This is a genomic window from Streptomyces sp. HD, assembly GCF_028369295.1.
Taxonomy (GTDB): domain Bacteria; phylum Actinomycetota; class Actinomycetes; order Streptomycetales; family Streptomycetaceae; genus Streptomyces.
Genome location: NZ_JAQMYP010000057.1, coordinates 21,326 through 39,292, shown reverse-complemented (window position 1 = coordinate 39,292; position 17,967 = coordinate 21,326). Strand labels below are relative to the sequence as shown.

Here is a 17,967-nt window from a genome sequence, read left to right as displayed (position 1 = left end):
CAAAGGCCCCGCTGCCCGAAGGCGGCGGGGCCCTTGCCCACATGGGTTGGGAGGTTCGGAAACCTCCCGATCGTGGAGATGGCGGGAATCGAACCCGCGTCCAACGGTGCAGAAACAGGGCTTCTCCGTGTGCAGTCCGCTGTGATTTTCTCGGCCCCGGCGATCACGCGAACAAGTCGCCGACGGGCCCAGTCACTGTTAGATTTCCCTCTTCACCCCGTGACCGGGATCAAGGTTTAGTTCCCTAGCTGATGCCAGGATCCGGGTCGGGAACAGCCCCGGGCTGACACTTCGCAAGTCGCTACTTAGGCAGCGAGGGCGAAGGAATCGCGCTTGGTGTTGGCGATTATTTTTTGCGACATATGGTTTACGAGATCATTGCCGCTTCCTCGACACGCTTCCCCTGCTTGAACAGCCGCTGTCGAAACCGATCATCCCCATGTTGTTTTTTCAATCCCCACCGGAAAGATCCGCTGGAGGGCGCGCACCCGCTGTGAGGTGCAGTGCCATCGTACGTGACCAACGCACGCCGATGCCACTGTATTCCCGCCCGTCAGACGCCGCGCTGCCGCCGCTTCGCCGCCGCGATCGCCCGGTCCGACTCGCGCCGGTCCTGCTTCTCCCGCAGGGTCTGCCGCTTGTCGTACTCCTTCTTGCCTCGCGCGAGAGCGATCTCCGCCTTCGCCCGGCCGTCCTTGAAGTAGATGGCGAGGGGCACGATGGTGTGCCCGGTCTCCTGGGACTTGGCCTCCAGCTTGTCGATCTCCTCGCGGTGCAGGAGGAGCTTGCGCTTGCGGCGCGCGGAGTGGTTGGTCCAGCTGCCCTGGTGGTACTCCGGGATGTGGGCGTTGTGCAGCCACGCCTCGCCCCGGTCGATCTGGACGAAGCCGTCGGCCAGCGACGTCCGTCCCTCACGCAGCGACTTGACCTCGGTGCCCATGAGTACCAGGCCCGCCTCGTACGTGTCGATGATCGCGTAGTCGTGCCGGGCCTTCTTGTTCTGGGCGACGATCTTGCGCTTGCCGCCCTTCTCGCCGTCCCTGGTCTTCGCGGCCGACCCGCCCTGCTTGGGCTGGGACTCCTTCGGTACGTACATTCCCTTGCTCATAGTGCCGTCCATTTTCGCACTACGGAGGGGGCGGACGGAAAGCCGATTTACGAGCCGCCCGACGACTCGCCCTATGACTCGCCCGACGACTTGCCGAGCCCGCTCAGAACCGTCTCGGCCCGCTCCAGGACACCCCGCTCGGCCTCCAGGTCGGGGGTGATGCCCCGGCCGTCGACGGCCCGTCCGGAGGGGGTGCGGTAGTGGCCGACGGTCAGTTCCGCGACGGAGCCGTCGGGGAGGCGGCTCGGCATCTGGACCGAGCCCTTGCCAAAGGTGCGGGTGCCCACGACGACCGCGCGGCCGCGGTCCTGAAGGGCACCGGTGAGCAGCTCGGCCGCGCTCATCGTGCCGCCGTCGACGAGCGCGACCAGCGGTCTGGTGGTGTCGCCGCCCGGCTCGGCGTGCAGGGCACGCTGGTCGCCGTCGACGTCGTAGGTGGCGACGAGGCCGCCGTCGAGGAAGGCGGAGGCGGCGGTGACGGCCTCGGTGACCAGGCCGCCGGAGTTGCCGCGCAGGTCGAGGACGACGCCGGTGGCGGCCGGGGCCTGCCGTACGGCGGAGCGGACCGTGGCGCCGACACCCTTGGTGAAGGAGGAGATCCTGACGACGGTGATGCCGCCGGCGAGTTCTCGAACGGTGACCGAATCGGTGGACAGACGGGCCCGCTTCAAAGTGAGGTCCCACGTGCGCGTGCCGCGCTCCAGCCCCACCGTGACGGCCGTACCGGCGGAGGCGCCCGTGGCGTCGCCGCGGAGTAAGGCGACGACGTCGGTGACCGGACGCCCGTCGACCTTCTTGTGGTCGACGCTGCGCAGCCGGTCGCCGGCGCGGATCCCGGCCACCGCGGCGGGCGACCCCGCCCGCACCTTGGTGACCTCGATACGGCCGTCCCGCTCGCGCCGCGCCCACAGTCCGACGCCGGTGTAGGCGCCGTCGAGGGCCTCCTCGAACTCCTCGTACTCGCCCTCGGAGTACACGGCGCCCCAGCGGTCCCCGCTGCGGCTGACCGCCCGTTCGGCGGCCTCCATGGGGGACTGGCCGGCGGCCATGGCCTCGGCGGCCACCTCGGCGATGTCCTGGTGGCCGCCCGCGGAGGTGGCCGAACGTGTGGCACCGGCCGGAGACTTCCGGTCGGAGACGGGCAGGGAGCCGGTCGCGGCACCGGCGACGAGCACACTCGCGAAGACCAATGTCAGGGCGGCCCCGCGGCCGAAGCGGCGGGGCTGACAGAACAGGTCACGACCTGACATGCCGGTGAGTCTAGGACAACGCAAGGGGCCGTACGGTCCGTTGCCCGCACGGCCCCCTTGGCGTTGGTCACACCTTCAGGTACTTGCGCAGCGCGAAGAACGCCGCCAACGCGGGCATCAGCAGACTCGTGGCGAGGATGAGCGGCAGCTTCGTCAACACCGCGTCCCAGCCGATGAAGTTGATCAGATCGAGTTTCTGGGCCAGGGCGAGTCCGTGATCGATGATGAAGTACCTGGCGACCACCAGGAACGCGCATGCGACCGCCCCGCCGATCAACCCGGCGACCGCGGCCTCCATGATGAACGGCGCCTGGATGTAGAAGCCGGAGGCGCCGACCAGGCGCATGATGCCGGTCTCGCGCCGCCTACTGAACGCCGAGACCCGCACGGTGTTGACGATCAGCATCAGCGCGACGACCAGCATGAGCGCCATGACCGCCCGTGCGGCCCAGTTCATGCCGTTCAGCAGCTCGAAGAGGTTGTCCAGGGTCTCCTTCTGGTCCTGCACGGACTGCACGCCGTCCCGCCCGTCGAAGGCGGTGGCGACGACCTGGTACTTCTCCGGGTCCTTCAGCTTGATCCGGTACGACTCCTGCATCTGGTCCGGCGTCAGCGAGGCGGCCAGCGGAGAGTCCCCGAACTGCTCCTTGTAATGCTTGTACGCCTCGTCCTGCGATTCGTACGTCACCTTGTCGACGACCGACATCTTGTCCAGGTCGGCGGTGATCTCCTTCTTCTGGTCCTCGGTGACGGCGCCCTTGGCGCAGTTGGGGTCGGACTCGGCGTCGCTCTTGTTGCAGAGGAAGATCGAGACGTTGACCTTGTCGTACCAGTAGCCCTTCATGGTGCTGACCTGGTCGCTCATCAGGAGCGACCCGCCGAACAGGGCGAGCGACAGGGCGACGGAGACGACGACGGCGAACGTCATCGTCAGATTGCGACGGAGACCGACACCGATCTCGGACAGAACGAACTGGGCGCGCATGGCGTCTGGTTATGCCTTTCCGTGGAGCGTGTCGGCGGTCAGTGCTGGTAGCCGTAGACGCCGCGGGCCTGGTCGCGGACGAGGCGGCCCTGCTCCAGCTCGATGACGCGCTTGCGCATCTGGTCCACGATGTTCTGGTCGTGCGTGGCCATCACCACGGTGGTGCCCGTCCGGTTGATCCGGTCGAGCAGCTTCATGATGCCGACGGAGGTCTGCGGGTCGAGGTTGCCGGTGGGCTCGTCGGCGATCAGCAGCTTGGGCCGGTTGACGAAGGCCCTCGCGATCGCCACCCGCTGCTGCTCACCGCCGGACAGCTCACCGGGCATCCGGTCGTCCTTCCCGCCCAGCCCGACGAGGTCGAGCACCTGCGGCACGGACTTGCGGATCTCGCCGCGCGACTTGCCGATGACCTCCTGGGCGAAGGCCACGTTCTCCGCGACCGTCTTGTTCGGCAGGAGCCGGAAGTCCTGGAACACCGTCCCCAGCTGGCGGCGCATCTGCGGCACCTTCCAGTTCGAGAGGCGTGCGAGGTCCTTGCCCAGGACGTGCACCTGACCGTGGCTGCACCGCTCCTCGCGGAGGATCAGCCGCAGGAAGGTGGACTTTCCGGAGCCGGAGGACCCCACGAGGAACACGAACTCGCCCTTCTCCACTTCCAGGGACACATCCCTGAGTGCGGGGCGGGTCTGCTTGGGGTAGACCTTGGAGACATTGTCGAATCGGATCACGGATGCACCACGGGTCGCCGGGGGTAGATGAGCGTGACCATACGCGAACCGAGGGCAGGGGTGCAGTCGCCAGGTGGGTTGCGCGCCCCTTGTGCACTTATGTACGGGGTTCGCTCTTTGACGAGCAGGGAGCCGGCGCCCTTTTCCTGGGGGCGCGGGGAACTGCGGGAACAGCCCCCACCCACCCGCAGCCGCGAGACAATGGCAACCACCCCTCCGGAAGCGCCCGGGCCCTTTCCCAAGGAACCTGGCACAGTAGAAGAGGGAACGTTCTCGGGCCCGAACCCGTTGAACCCCCGGAGGGAACCCGCTAGGAGGGCGAGCGCATGACGTACGACCGGCTGGTGTGCGCGAGCTGTGCCGCGCCCGTGAGTGAGGGCCGCTGTCCCGTCTGCCGGGCGAACCGCGAGCGGCTGCAGCAGGAGAACCCGTTCGCGGGCCTGAACCCGATGACGCTGATCGCCCTGCTGGCGGTGCTGATCGCAGCGGTGGCGCTGCTGGCGCACCAGACGGCGTAGAGCGGCGCGCACACCGTAGACGGACATACCGAGGGGCCCGGAGCGAAACCCGCTCCGGGCCCCTCGGCCGTACGACATGCGTCACACGGCGTGACGAACGGCTACCGTCAGGCAGCCGCACCGCCGCGGCCGCCCACGAGGCGCGGCAGGATACGGAAGCCGATACCGCCGGCGATCATGGTGGCGGCGCCGATCAGCAGGAACGTGGTCTGACCGGAACCCGTCTCGGCCAGCTCGTCGCCGCCGCCCTGGGCGGAGGTGCTGGTCCCCGTGCCGGTGCCGGTTCCGGTGGTCTCGGTGCCGGTGTCGTTCAGGCCGGAGGAACCCTCCTCCTGCGGGGACGTGCCACCGTCGGGGTCGGTGTTGTTGTTACCGCCGCCGTTGTTGCCGTTCCCGTTCCCGTTGCCGTTCCCGTTCCCGTTGCCATTGCCGTTCCCGTTGTCGTCACCCGGGTCGGTCGGCTCGTCGGTGGGCTCCGACGGCTCGGTCGGCTCCAGGGTCGGGTCCGTCGGGTCCGTCGGAAGGTCGGTCGGGATGCCCGGGTCCGTCGGGATGTCGGTCGGGATGCCCGGGTCCGTCGGAACCGGGTCGGTCGGCGGGTCGGTCGGGTCCTCGGGCGCGCAGAACAGGCCGAGCACGCAGTCGTCCGCCTCGGCGGCAGAAGCGGCACCGGCAGCGGTCAGCGAGGCACCAGCCGCGATCACGGCACCGGCCGCGACCCGCGCGATGCGGATCCGCGTCTTCTTCGTCATGTGGTTGCTACCCCCAGTAGCTAATCGTCAGTGAGGCGGCGCTCGGGGGCCGTGATCGACGGGGACAGCTGAACTTGAGCCCCCCGGTTCACATGCGCCCCAGAGATACGCATGCCACGCTTTACCCTTCCCATTTTTCAAAGACACGTCAAGGCCGTTTGCGACCGCCATGTCCAAATACGGGAGCTATGCCATGGGTTGGACTCTGTGAGTGTGATGTAAAACCCAGACATGCGGGCACAGAAAAGGCAACTGCCGTCGAGGTGACGGCAGTTGCCTTGTCGACAAAGCAACGTGGTTGCTGCTGCTTCTCCGGCTACTTCTCCTGCTGCTTGCGCCAGCGAATTCCGGCTTCCAGGAATCCGTCGATCTCACCGTTGAACACGGCCTCGGGGTTGCCGACTTCGAACTCGGTGCGCAGGTCCTTGACCATCTGGTACGGGTGCACAACGTAGGACCGCATCTGGTTGCCCCAGGAGTTGCCGCCGTCGCCCTTGAGGGCGTCCATCTTGGCCTGCTCCTCCTGGCGGCGCCGCTCAAGCAGCTTCGCCTGGAGGACGTTCATCGCGGTGGCCTTGTTCTGGATCTGCGACCGCTCGTTCTGGCAGGAGACGACGATGCCGGTGGGGATGTGGGTGAGGCGCACCGCGGAGTCGGTGGTGTTCACGCCCTGGCCGCCGGGCCCGGAGGAGCGGTAGACGTCCACGCGCAGCTCGGACTCGTCGATCTCGATGTGGTCGGTCTGCTCGACCACGGGCAGCACCTCGACGCCCGCGAAGGAGGTCTGCCGGCGGCCCTGGTTGTCGAAGGGCGAGATGCGCACGAGGCGGTGGGTGCCCTGCTCGACCGAGAGCGTGCCGTAGGCGTACGGCGCCTGCACGGCGAAGGTGGTCGACTTGATGCCGGCCTCTTCGGCGTACGACGTCTCGTAGACCTCGGTCTTGTAGCCCTTCTGCTCCGCCCAGCGCAGGTACATCCGCTGCAGCTTCTCGGCGAAGTCCGCGGCGTCGACGCCGCCGGCCTCGGCGCGGATGTTGACGAGCGCCTCACGGGCGTCGTACTCACCGCTGAGCAGCGTCCGGACCTCCATCTCGTCCAGTGCCTTGCGGACGGCGGTGAGCTCGGACTCGGCCTCGGCACGGGTGTCCGGGTCGTCCTCCTCCTCGGCCATCTCGAAGAGCACGGCGAGATCGTCGATCCGCCCGCGCAGTGCCTCGGCCTTCCTGACCTCGGCCTGCAGGTGGCTCAGCTTGCTGGTGATCTTCTGCGCCTCGTCCGGGTTGTCCCACAGGGACGGCGCGGCCGCCTGCTCCTCTAGAGCGGCGATGTCTGCCCTCAGCTTGTCGAGGTCCAGAACGGCCTCGATCGACTCCATGGTCGAGGAGAGGGACTTGAGCTCTTCGGATACATCGACGACTGCCACGCCTCCAGCGTAACGGCTCCGCCAAGCGGGGAGGTCCGCACGCAGCCCCCCGAGGGCCCGGATCGAAGGGGCCGGGCCCCCGGGGGACGGTACGGGCAGGGTCGCCGGGGGCCGCGGGAGGTTACGGGGCCGCCGGGGCGGTGTTGTTCTTGTCCTGGGGGGTCGCCCCGGCGTCGTCGTCCGACGTCGCCAGCCAGGTGCCCACGCCCGCCGCGGCCACCAGCGCCACCGCCGCCGCGCCCAGCGCCACCCGGCGCCGCCGAGTCGTGGACCGATGGCGGGCGGAACCGGGCCGCGGCGCTCCCGTCGCCCTCGGCACCCGTGCCGTACCCCGGGCGCCACCGGCCAGCTCGTCGGGCGCCGGCACCCTCATCGACGTATGCGTGTCCCGGTTGGAGTCGGCCGGCTTGGCCCCCGGCACCAACGGCACCGCGCCGCGCCGTCGCGCCCCCTCCCCCGCCGGCGCCGCTTCCTGGGTGACCGGAGCCTCTTCCTCCACCGGCTCCCCGTCCGGCTCGTCCACGTCCAGCGGCGGCATCCCCGCCACCAACGGGAGCAGCTCCCGCAGCCGGCCGCCCAGCTCCGAGGCCCGCAGCCGCGAGGCCGGTGCCTTCGCCAGGCACTGCACGACCAGCTGCCACAGCTCGTCGGGGATGCCGGGCAGGGGGGCCACCGTCTCGGTGACGTGGCGGCGCAGGACCGCACCCGGGTGGCCGCCGCCGAACGGCGTGAAGCCCGCCAGCAGCTCGTACAGGACGGTCGCCAGCGCGTAGATGTCGACCGCGGCACGGGGCGGCAGGCCCTCCACGATCTCCGGTGCCAAGTAGTCCGGCGTACCGATGATCTTCGTGGCGCGGGTGCGGCGCGGTGAGTCGATGAGTTTCGCCACACCGAAGTCCGTCAGGAGGGCCGGGTGGGCGCCGCCCGGGCCCAGCGGGCCCTGCATGTCCAGCAGGACGTTCTCCGGCTTGACGTCGCGGTGCACGACCCCGGCCGCGTGGGCCGCCGCCAGCCCGTCCGCGACGTCCGCCACGATCGCCACCGCCGCCTCGGGCGCGAGCCGCCGGTCGCGGTCGAGGCGGGTGCGCAGATCCGTGCCCCGGACCAGGTCCATCACCAGCGCGAGGTCGTTGCCGTCGACCACCAGGTCACGCACGGAGACCACGTTCGGATGCTCCAGGCCCAGCAACGCCGTGCGCTCCTGTACGAAGCGTCCGACGAGCTCCTGGTCGGACGCGAGATCCTCGCGCAGCAGCTTGATGGCGACGGGCCCCTCGGGCCCCTCGCCCAGCCACACCGTGCCGGCGCTGCCCCGCCCCAGGATCTGGTTGGCGGTGTACCGGCTCCCGATCTTGCGTGCCAAGACTGCTCCTACCTGACGCGTGTTGTCGCTAAAACTACGCGTCCGGAGAGCCAACCTTCACCGCGGAGGCGTAAATCACCCGCCAGGTGTCGACAAATCCCCAAGGTGGCCGCAGTCGAGCCGCCGAAGGCTCCACTTGTGACCGACGTCACGCCACCTTCGGTCAGTTGGTGCCCGAGCCCCCACCGAGGTCCTCGATCCACCCGGTCACGCTGTTGAACCAGTCGGTGAGCTGGTCCCAGTAGCCCTTGCCCGTGCCGATCCACTCCTGCAACGGGCTCAGCTCCCAGACCAGCCAGCCCGCGACGAAGAGGATGACGATCGTGAACAGGCACCCCTTGAGGCAGCCGAGGCCGGGGATCCGCATCGGGTTGGCGCTGCGCTGGCGCGGCTGGCGCGGCTCGCGCTGGGGCCGCTGCGGCTCCGGTGCCGGAGGCGGGGCGTACCGCTGCGGCTGCTGGGGGCGCTGGGGCTGCGGCGGGGCGTACTGCTGAGGCTGCTGCTGCGGATAGCCGTACCCCGGCTGCTGGCGCTGCGGCGGCCGCTGCTGCTGGGGCCGTGGCTGCTGCTGCGGGCGGGCGACCTGGCGCTGGGGGCGGCGGCGCAGCGGGTCCTCGTTGGGGTCGAGGTACTGGACCTGGGTCTGTTCGTTGCGGTCCCGGGCGGCGCGCAGCTGGTTCTGCCAGGGGTGCGGGTCCTCGGGTCCGGGCTGCCCCGGCTGCTGACCGGGCTGTCCGGGCGGCATCGGCGGCATCACGGCCGTCGGGTCGGCGGCACCGTGCCCGCCCTGACCGCCCGTGTGCGGCAGTACGGCGGTGGGGTCGGCGGCGCCCGCCGGGCCGGGGGCGCCGGTGTGCGGCAGGACGCTGGTCGCGCCGTTCGGGTCGAACGCCCCGGCGCCCGCGCCGTGCGGCAGCACCTGCGTCGGGTCGGCCGAGCCGGGCACGGCCGTCGGCGCGGGGTCGGGGGCGAGCAGCGCGCCGACGCCCTCGGCCGCGGCGATCTGCGTGGAGTTCGCGTGCACGCCGACGCCCTCGGCGACGACGCGCAGGGCGCGCGCGAGGTTCTCGGCGCTGGGCCGTTCGTCGGGGTTCTTGCGCAGGCAGCGTTCTATGACCGTCCAGAGCGGGTCGGGGACCGTGGACGGGCGGCGCGGCTCGGCGCTCAGGTGCTGGTGCAGGACCTCCAGGGCGGAGCCGCCACCGAACGGCGGGCGGCCGGTGAGCAGCTCGTAGAGGAGGATTCCGGCGCCGTAGATGTCGACGGCAGAGGTCTGCGGGCGGCCCTCGGCGGACTCGGGTGCGATGTACGCGGGCGTACCGACGAACTCGTGGGTGCGGGTCAGGCCCGGGGAGTCGGCGAGGCGGGCGATGCCGAAGTCGGTCAGCAGCGGGTGCATCTGGCCGCCGTGCTGCCGGAGCAGGACGTTGGCGGGCTTCAGGTCGCGGTGGACGACGCCGTCGGCGTGGCTGGCGGCCAGCGCGTCGGCGATCTGTGCGGTGAGCAGGGCGGCGGCGACCGGGGTGAAGGGACCGTTCTCGCGCAGGTAGCGGTGCAGGTCGGGGCCCTCGACGAGGTCCATCACCAGGGCGAGCAGCTCGCCCTCGACCACCAGGTCGCGGACCCGGACGATGTTCGGGTGGGTCAGCCGCAGCAGTACGGAGCGCTCGCGCAGGAACCGCATGACGATGTCGGGATCGCCGGCGAGCTCCTCCTTGAGGACCTTGATCGCGACCGTCTCGCCGGGCTGCCCGGCCACTGCCGCCTCGGCACCCGCCGTCTCTCTCTGGCGCGCTCGCCAGACGGTCCCCGTGGCGCCGCGCCCGAGCGGCTCCTCAAGGAAGTACTTGCTGCCTACCGGCCGCACGTCGCGCTCCCTGCTGCTTGCCTACGTTCCGACCCACTGTAGTGCCGTGCTTCGCGGCACCGACTGTCGTCATTCTGTGCGTCTTACGTACGGCTTCCCGTACATGTTCGAAGGAAAGACGCTCGGCTCTGTCTCGTGGTTGCCGCAAGCGGACGTGAGCGATCTCAAGTGATCACCGGCAGTGCACTTGTCATGCACTTTTGCGGGCAGAGCCGACCAATCAAGATCACTTGCCTTCGGGCGGGGGGCGCGCTGTCAGTGGCAGGTGCGAGGATGCGTGGAGTACTGGCCGATGTGCTCGTGTGGGGTGGAGGGCCCGTCTGATGGATCTCCGCGGAAGAGGGAGCGGCGTTCGGTGCGCGCTCTCGGCGTTCGGTGCGGCGAGAGCACGCGCCGGGCGTCGCGACGCCGCGGAGATCCATCAGACGGGCCCTGTTCCGCGCCCTCGCAGAAGGGACCGCTGACGCCGATGCAGATCCGGCTGACCGTCGTAGATCCGCTGGCCCCGCCTGCCCCGGCGCGGGGCCGCGCCGCGAGCTGCGACGTGCTGGTCACGGCGCCCGCGGGCACGGCCCTGTCGGCGGTGGCGTCGGCGCTCGCCTCGGCGGTGTCCGGGGGCGACGGCCCGGTCGTGCTGTACGCGGGTTCGGAGCGGCTCGACGACCGGCGCAGCACGCTGGGCGAGCCCCCGCTGACCGACGGTGCGGTGCTGGCCCTGGGCGCCCCGCCGGCCCCGGAGCCGCACCCCGAGCTGGACGACGCCCCGACCCAGCTCCATGTGGTGGCCGGGCCTGACGCGGGCGGGGTTCATCTGCTGCACGGCGGCGAGATCCGCATCGGCCGCTCCGCCGACGCCGACGTCCCGCTGGACGACCCGGACGTCTCCCGCCTGCACTGCGCGGTCACGGTCGCCGCCGACGGCCGTGTCTCGGTCGCCGACCTCGGCTCCACCAACGGCACGACGCTGGACGGCTCCGGTGTGACCACCCGCCCGGTGCGGTTCGCGCCCGGGTCGCTGCTGCGGATCGGTGAGTCGGCGCTGCGGCTGGCTCCGGCCGGGGGTCCGGGGGCGCGAGTGCGGACGGAGCCGGACGGGGAGGGGCATGTGCGGGTCCCCGCCGGGGACCTCGACGACCGCGGCGTGGACGGCGGCGCCGCCCCGCGCAGCGACGGGCCCACGGCGCCCGCGCGAGCGACCGGAACAAGCGGTGCGGTGCCTCACGCACGCGTGGCGGACGGCGGCGCCGCCTGCGCACCCTCGGGAGGCAGGTCGGCCGCGCAGGAACACGGCCCTGTCGAGCCGCCCATCGTGCCGGTACAGGGCGGGGCCCCGCGGATCGAACGGCAGGGACGGGCCGACGGGCCGCATCCGGGACCGCGCGACGGCGACACGCACGGCGCGGGCTTCGGAGTGGGCCCGCTCGGCGCAGGCGCCGAACACGGATCGGGCGACGGCGGGCTCGGCGAGTCCCCGGCGAGCGGCGGCCACGGCAGCAGCCGTAAGGGCACTCCCCTGCGGGGCACCGACGTGCCGCAGGGCGTGCGCAGGCGCGGCGGGCTCACCGCGTGGGCACGGCGGCTGGCCGGCGGACGCGGGGAGCAGGAGACGCCCCGGCACGAGACGTACGACGACGAAGAGCGCGGCGAGGCGATCGAGCTCCCCTCCGCGGTGAGCGGCCCCCGGCAGCCGGAGGCCTGGCCGGACCCGGCATCGCTGCTGCTGACGGCCCTGGGTCCCGGACCCCGGCTGTGGGAGCGCGCACCGGGTCACCCGGAGGCGCTCACGGTGCGGCTGGGCACGGCGGACCGGGCGGCGCCCGACGGCTCGGGGCTGCTGCCCGCGGTGCCGGTGACCGCCGGTCTGCGCGAGGTCGGGGCACTGGGGCTGGCCGGTCCGCGCGAGCGGCTCGCCGGGCTGGCCCGCGCGGTGCTCGCCCAGCTCGCGGCGCTGCACTCGCCCGACGCCCTGGAGATCGTCCTGATCAGCGCGGACCGCTCCCGCCCCCTGGAGGAGCGCACCGCCGAGTGGGCCTGGCTGGGCTGGCTCCCGCACATCCGCCCCGGGCACGGCCAGGACTGCCGGCTGCTGCTGGCCTACGACCGCGAACAAGCCATGGCCCGCACCGAGGAGCTGCTGCGCCGTCTGGAGGACGTGTCGGCGGAGACGCCCGCGAGCGCCAGGTCTGCCGGTGCGGTGGGCGGGGCGGCGCGGGGCGCGGACGGGCAGGACCCTGCCGAGCGTGCCGTTCGGCGGCCCTCCTGGGCGCGGGACGACGACCCGACGGACGGGTTCGTGGGGCCGTACAGCGTGGTCGTCGTGGACGGCGATCCCGGCGGCGCCGATGTGCGCGAGGCGGTGGCCCGGCTGGCCCTGGAGGGACCGCGGGCCGGGATCCATGTCGTCTGCCTCGCCGAGACGGCCGCGGCCTCGCCCGCGTCGCCGGTGACGGAGACCTATGAGGCGGCCTGCACGGTGTCGCCGGTGTTCCGGGAGTGCGGCGCTGTCGCGCTGCTGAGCGGCGACGTGGCCACGGCGCTGCGGCTGATGCGGGTGGCACGGGCCGGCAGCGGGATCGGTGTCGGGGCCGAGTCCGGGGCCGGGTCCGAGGGCGCCCGCACAGGCGGCGCTGTGGGCCGCGGCCCCACGGATCACGACTCGGCGGGCCACGGCTCGGGGGCACCCGGCCCAACCGGCCACAGCCCCGCCGCCTCGGTGCCCGCCCCTGCCAACGCCCCCGTCCACGGCCCCGTGGGCCACGGCACCGTCGCCGCCGTGGACGCGGTCTCGGTCGCCTGGGCGGAGCGGTTCGCGCGGGCTCTGGCGCCGCTGCGGACCGAGGGGACGGGTGGTGAGCGGCACGCGCGCGTGTCGGTGCCGTTGCCGCAGGCGGCGCGGCTGCTGGACGAGTTGGGGCTGGCGCGGGCCACCCCGGCGTCGTTGATGGCGCGGTGGGCCGACGCGGGCGATGACGCGGGGGCCCTCGGCGGGCGGGCGTGTGCCGTGCTCGGGGCCGGGCCGCGCGGGCCGGTCGGCGCGGACCTCGGCGCCGACGGACCGCATCTGCTGATCGAGGGACCCTCCGGCAGCGGGCGTACGGAGTTGCTGCGGGCCGTCGTCGCCTCGCTCGCCGCGGCCGAGCGGCCGGACCGGCTGAGCATCGTGCTGATCGACGGCCGGGACGGCACGGCCTCGGGCGGCGGCCACGGCGACGGGCTGCGGGTCTGTACGGACGTCCCGCATGTCACCACCCATCTCACCGCCAACGACCCCGTCCGCATGCGGGAGTTCGCCCAGTCGCTCAGCGCCGAGCTGAAGCGGCGCGCGGAGCTGCTCGGGCGGTCCGACTTCACCGAGTGGCACACCGGCCGTGAGCTGTCGAGCCGGATGGTCGCGCAGCGTGCGACGGGGGCGGGGGCCGGCATCGGCGCCGGATCCGGTGACGGCTCGGGGGATCTCGACTCGCCGTCCAGCTCCACGCTGCGGCTGCGGCCGGGAGCGGCCCGTCGGCAGGCCGCGGCCGTGCCGCCGTTGCCCCGGCTCGTCGTGGTCGTGGACGACCTGGACGCGCTGGTCTCGCCTCCGCTGGGGTCGCTGGGCCGGCCCGCGGCGGGGTCGGTGATACGCGCGCTGGAGGCCGTGGCCCGGGAGGGCGAGCGGCTCGGGGTGCATCTGGTGGCCGCCGCCGGTGTCGGGGGGCGTACGGCGGAGTCGGAGCCGGCGCGCCGGGCGACGTTGCGGGTGACGCTGGACGCGGTGACCTCGGGGCCGGACGAACCGGCGCCTGGGCGTGGACGGTTGGCCTGGGCGGACGGCAGCGCGGTGCCGTTCCAGGGCGGCCGGGTCACGGGGCGTATCCCGCGGACGGCGACGCTGCGGCCGACGGTCGTGCCGCTGGAGTGGCACCGCATGGGCGACCCGCCGACCCGCCGCCCGGTCCGTGAGCTGGGCAACGGACCGACGGATCTTGCGTTGCTGGCCAGCGCGTTGGAGCGGGCGGCGCGGGAGGTCGCGGCGGCCGAGGTGCCGTCACTGCTGTGACGCCGGTCTGCGATTTCAGCCCGTCCGGTGATTGAGGACGGCTCCGTTCGCGCCGATGGCAGGAGTGCGGGGTCCCTGGTCACGAGGTCGTCACGATCCCCCGGTTGACAGCGGACGCGGTCTTGCCGCCCCCAACCCCAAGGCGTAGACCAGATCAAACGGGACAGCGCTCGAACGTTCGACGAGGCACGAAGAACGGGGCAGTGATGCGCAGCACGAGCAGCAGGAACCGGACAAGCAGGGCCGCCAGGACCGCGGCAGCCGTATTCGCGGGCGCCCTCGCACTCTCGCTCTCCGCGTGCGGAGGCGACGACGACAGCGGCAACGGCAATGAACAGGGCGGATCCGGCGAGGAGACCGCCAACACCGTCACCCTTCCCAAGCTGAACGGCGAATCTCTCGAAGTGGCCGCCGTCTGGACCGGTGCCGAGCAGGAGAACTTCAAGAAGGTCCTCGCGGAGTTCGAGAAGCGCACCGGCGCCAAGGTCACCTTCGTGCCCGCCCAGGACCCGATCATCAACTTCCTCGGCTCGAAGGTCGCGGGCGGACAGCCGCCGGACATCGCGATGCTTCCGCAGCCCGGCGCCATAAAGCAGGCCGTGGAGAAGAAGTGGGCCAAGCCGCTCGGCCCCGAGGCGATCGACGAGCTGCAGAAGAACTACTCGCAGGGCTGGCAGGACATCGGCAAGGTCGACGACAAGCAGTACGGCGTCTACTACAAGGCCGCCAACAAGTCGCTGATCTGGTACAACGCCAAGGTCTTGGAGAACGCGGGGGCCACCGAGCCCAAGACGTGGGACGAGCTTCTGACGACCGCCCAGACGGTGTACGACTCCGGGGTCACCCCGTTCTCCGTGGGCGGTGCCGAGGGCTGGACCCTCACCGACTGGTTCGAGAACATCTATCTCTCCCAGGCCGGTCCCGAGAAGTACGACCAGTTGGCGAAGCACGAGATCAAGTGGACCGACGCCTCCGTGAAGGACGCGCTGGCCACGCTCGCCCAGGTGTGGGGCAAGAAGGACTACGTGGCGGGCGGTGCGAGCGGCGCGCTGCAGACGGACTTCCCGGCCTCGGTCACCCAGACCTTCACCGGCGGCGACCAGCCGAAGGCCGCGATGGTCTACGAGGGCGACTTCGCGCAGGTCAACATCACGCAGGCCAAGGCGAAGGTCGGCACGGACGCGAAGGTGTTCCCGTTCCCGGCCGTCGGTGACACCGCGCCCGTCGTCTCCGGCGGCGACGCGGCCGTCATCCTCCAGGACTCCAAGGCCTCGCAGGCCCTGGCCACCTGGCTCGCCTCCCCGGACGCGGCGACGATCCAGGCGAAGCTGGGCGGCTACCTCTCGCCGAACAAGAACGTGGCCAACTCGGCGTATCCGAACGCCGTGCAGCAGAAGATCGCCAAGGCCCTCATCGGCTCCGGCGACGACTTCCGCTTCGACATGTCCGACCAGGCGCCGCAGGCGTTCGGCGGCACGCCCGGCAAGGGTGAGTGGAAGGCGCTGCAGGACTTGCTGAAGAACCCGTCGGACATCGCGGGCACACAGCGGAAGCTGGAAGCCGACGCGGCCGCGGCGTACGGAAACTGACGTCATGGCGTCGGCGGAAGCGGCAGGGGGCTCCGCGCCCCCTGCCGAACCCAGGTCGCGCAGGAGTGTGACCGGCACACGCATGACCATGGCGGCGCTGTTCCTGCTGCCCGCTCTCGTGCTGCTGGGCGCGCTCGTGGTCTACCCGATCGGGTACTCGCTGGTCCGCAGTTTCTACGACCAGTCCGGGGACGGCTTCGCCGGATTCGACAACTACAAGTCCCTGTTCACGGACGACGGCATCCGCACGGCCCTGAAGAACAACATCATCTGGGTGGTGTTCGCCCCGACCGTCGCCACCGCGCTCGGTCTGATCTTCGCGGTGCTGACCGAGCGGGTGCGCTGGGGTACGGCGTTCAAGCTGGTCGTCTTCATGCCGATGGCGATCTCGATGCTGGCGGCGGGCATCATCTTCCGGCTGGTGTACGACGCGGACCCGGACAAGGGTGTCGCCAACGCGGTGTGGGTCGGCGTCCACGACACCTTCGCGCAGTCGTCCGCGTTCCCGAAGGCGCACCCGGGGCGGGAGTCGCCGCTCGAAGCGGCACCGGGCGGCGCCTTCATCACCAAGGCCACCGTCAGCGCCGGAACCCCGGTCACCCTGCCCCTCGTCGGCGTCGCCCCGGACCAGATGCCGGACGACGCCAAGAAGGCCGTGGCGGCGAAGGCCGAGCCGGGCAAGGTCACCGGCACCACCTGGCAGGACTTCACCCGCGGCAAGGGCGTCGGCACGCTCGGCGGGGTCGACGCGTCCGAGCTGGGCTATCCCGGGATGAGGATCGAGGCGGTCAAGGACGGCAAGGTCGTCGCCGCCACGAACGCCGCCGACGACGGCACGTTCACGCTGCCCGCCGAGGCCGACGGGGCCCAGCTGCGGCTCCCCGGCGACAACTTCAAGGAGGCGTACAACGGCGTCGACTGGCTCGGCCCGTCCCTGGTCACGCCGGCCATCATCGGGTCGTACATCTGGATGTGGGCCGGTTTCGCGATGGTGTTGATCGCGGCCGGGCTCGCGGGCATCCCGCGTGACCTGCTGGAGGCGGCCCGGGTGGACGGCGCCAACGAGTGGCAGGTGTTCCGCAAGGTCACGGTGCCGCTCCTCGCACCCGTCCTCGCGGTCGTCACGGTCACCCTGATGATCAACGTCCTGAAGATCTTCGACCTGGTCTTCATCATCGCCCCGGGCTCCTCCCAGGACGACGCGAACGTCCTCGCCCTGGAGCTGTACCGCAAGGGCTTCTCCGAGGACCAGCCGGGCATCGCGAGCGCGATCTCGGTGTTCCTGCTGCTGCTGGTGATTCCGGTGATGTGGTTCAACGTTCGTCGGCTGCGGCGGGAGGTCAGGCGATGAGTGCGGACGTCGACAGGCCCACCGAGGCGGCGCCCCGGCCGCTCACCGTCGTCAAGGGCGAGCAGTCGCTCGGCGGGCGGCTCGCCTCGTTCGTCAGTGGCGGGCTGGTGCGGGTGTTGCTCATCGTCGTCGGGCTGTTCTGGCTGGTCCCGACGCTAGGGCTGCTGCTGTCCTCGCTCCGGCCGCCGGAGGAGATGGCCGCGAGCGGCTGGTGGGAGGTCTTCAGCAAGCCCTCCCAGCTCACCTTCGACAGCTACGACAAGCTCCTCGGCAACAGCGACATCACCGACTCGATCCTCAACACCGTGCTGATCACGGTCCCGGCGACGGTCCTCGTCGTCACCATCGGGGCGCTCGCGGGATACGCGTTCGCGTGGATGGAGTTCCCGGGCCGCGACTGGTGGTTCCTGGGGGTGGTCGGCCTGTTGGTCGTGCCGGTGCAGGTGGCACTGATCCCGATCGCCGAGCTGTTCGGCAACATCGGCATCTTCGGGTCCCTGATCGGTGTGATCCTCTTCCACGTCGGCTTCGGGCTGCCGTTCGCGGTGTTCCTGCTGCGGAACTTCTTCGCGGAGATCCCGCGGGAGCTGCTGGAGGCGGCCCGTCTGGACGGCGCCGGTGAACTGCGGCTGTTCTTCCGTGTCGTGATGCCGCTCGGCGGTCCGGCGATCGCCGCGCTCGGCATCTTCCAGTTCCTGTGGGTGTGGAACGACATGCTGGTCGCGCTGATCTTCACGGACTCCGGGAGCCAGCCGATCACGGTCGCGCTGCAGACCCAGGTACGGCAGTTCGGCAACAACATCGACGTGCTGGCGCCCGGCGCTTTCATCTCCATGGTGATCCCGCTGATCGTGTTCTTCGCGTTCCAGCGGCAGTTCGTGTCCGGCGTGATGGCGGGCGCGGTCAAGTAGCGGTACGGCAAAGGCAGCGGCCCTAGACGAAAGACGGCTCGGCGGGGCGGACCGACACCGGTCCGCCCCCTGCCGTTCACTCA

At 71.2% G+C, this 17,967-nt stretch carries 13 protein-coding genes and 1 other RNA gene; 5 read left to right on the top strand and 9 right to left on the bottom strand.

From position 1 onward, the window contains the following. Window positions 1-70 precede the first annotated feature (70 nt). From ssrA to ftsE, 5 genes are all read right to left on the bottom strand, one after another. Window positions 71-439, bottom strand: a transfer-messenger RNA (tmRNA) gene (gene ssrA / locus POF73_RS38205). A gap of 114 nt (window positions 440-553) precedes the next feature. After that, the gene (smpB, locus tag POF73_RS38200; protein ID WP_272123950.1) at window positions 554-1,096 is read right to left on the bottom strand and encodes an SsrA-binding protein SmpB; all 543 of its coding nucleotides are present in this window, start codon (window positions 1,094-1,096) and stop codon (window positions 554-556) included. Window positions 1,097-1,179: 83 nt separating this feature from the next. Next, window positions 1,180-2,358 (bottom strand): S41 family peptidase, encoded by a 1,179-nt coding sequence (locus POF73_RS38195; RefSeq protein WP_272123921.1) that lies wholly within the window; start codon window positions 2,356-2,358, stop codon window positions 1,180-1,182. A 67-nt stretch (window positions 2,359-2,425) separates the two neighbouring features. After that, window positions 2,426-3,343, bottom strand: a complete 918-nt coding sequence (ftsX, locus tag POF73_RS38190) for a permease-like cell division protein FtsX (protein ID WP_272123920.1) — start codon at window positions 3,341-3,343, stop codon at window positions 2,426-2,428. Between the two features lie 38 nt (window positions 3,344-3,381). Next, entirely contained in the window at window positions 3,382-4,071 is a 690-nt protein-coding gene (gene ftsE / locus POF73_RS38185) for a cell division ATP-binding protein FtsE (RefSeq protein WP_272123919.1), read from the bottom strand. Between the two features lie 326 nt (window positions 4,072-4,397). Between ftsE and POF73_RS38180 the strand changes: the two genes are divergently transcribed. Next, complete coding sequence (locus POF73_RS38180) at window positions 4,398-4,589, top strand: hypothetical protein (RefSeq protein ID WP_272123918.1); 192 nt, start codon at window positions 4,398-4,400, stop codon at window positions 4,587-4,589. A gap of 107 nt (window positions 4,590-4,696) precedes the next feature. On the opposite strand, the gene POF73_RS38175 is transcribed toward POF73_RS38180, so the two are convergent. The 4 genes from POF73_RS38175 to POF73_RS38160 form a co-directional block, all read right to left on the bottom strand. Beyond that, a complete protein-coding gene (locus POF73_RS38175) occupies window positions 4,697-5,341 on the bottom strand; it encodes a hypothetical protein (protein ID WP_272123917.1) in 645 nt (214 codons plus the stop codon). 316 nt (window positions 5,342-5,657) lie between these two features. Further along, the gene (gene prfB / locus POF73_RS38170) at window positions 5,658-6,764 is read right to left on the bottom strand and encodes a peptide chain release factor 2 (protein ID WP_272123916.1); all 1,107 of its coding nucleotides are present in this window, start codon (window positions 6,762-6,764) and stop codon (window positions 5,658-5,660) included. A gap of 121 nt (window positions 6,765-6,885) precedes the next feature. Beyond that, complete coding sequence (locus POF73_RS38165; protein WP_272123915.1) at window positions 6,886-8,127, bottom strand: serine/threonine-protein kinase; 1,242 nt, start codon at window positions 8,125-8,127, stop codon at window positions 6,886-6,888. 163 nt (window positions 8,128-8,290) lie between these two features. Next, window positions 8,291-9,994 (bottom strand): serine/threonine-protein kinase, encoded by a 1,704-nt coding sequence (locus tag POF73_RS38160; RefSeq protein ID WP_272123913.1) that lies wholly within the window; start codon window positions 9,992-9,994, stop codon window positions 8,291-8,293. Between the two features lie 469 nt (window positions 9,995-10,463). Here POF73_RS38160 and POF73_RS38155 point away from each other — a divergent pair, with 469 nt between their 5' ends. From POF73_RS38155 to POF73_RS38140, 4 genes are all read left to right on the top strand, one after another. Then, entirely contained in the window at window positions 10,464-14,033 is a 3,570-nt protein-coding gene (locus POF73_RS38155; RefSeq protein ID WP_272123911.1) for an FHA domain-containing protein, read from the top strand. A 206-nt stretch (window positions 14,034-14,239) separates the two neighbouring features. Beyond that, complete coding sequence (locus POF73_RS38150; RefSeq protein ID WP_272123910.1) at window positions 14,240-15,622, top strand: ABC transporter substrate-binding protein; 1,383 nt, start codon at window positions 14,240-14,242, stop codon at window positions 15,620-15,622. Window positions 15,623-15,626: 4 nt separating this feature from the next. Then, window positions 15,627-16,973, top strand: coding sequence for a carbohydrate ABC transporter permease (locus POF73_RS38145; protein ID WP_443049711.1), 1,347 nt, complete (start codon window positions 15,627-15,629; stop codon window positions 16,971-16,973). After that, window positions 16,970-17,884, top strand: a complete 915-nt coding sequence (locus POF73_RS38140; RefSeq protein ID WP_272123906.1) for a carbohydrate ABC transporter permease — start codon at window positions 16,970-16,972, stop codon at window positions 17,882-17,884. Before POF73_RS38145 ends, POF73_RS38140 begins: the two co-directional genes overlap by 4 nt. Window positions 17,885-17,967: the final 83 nt, after the last annotated feature.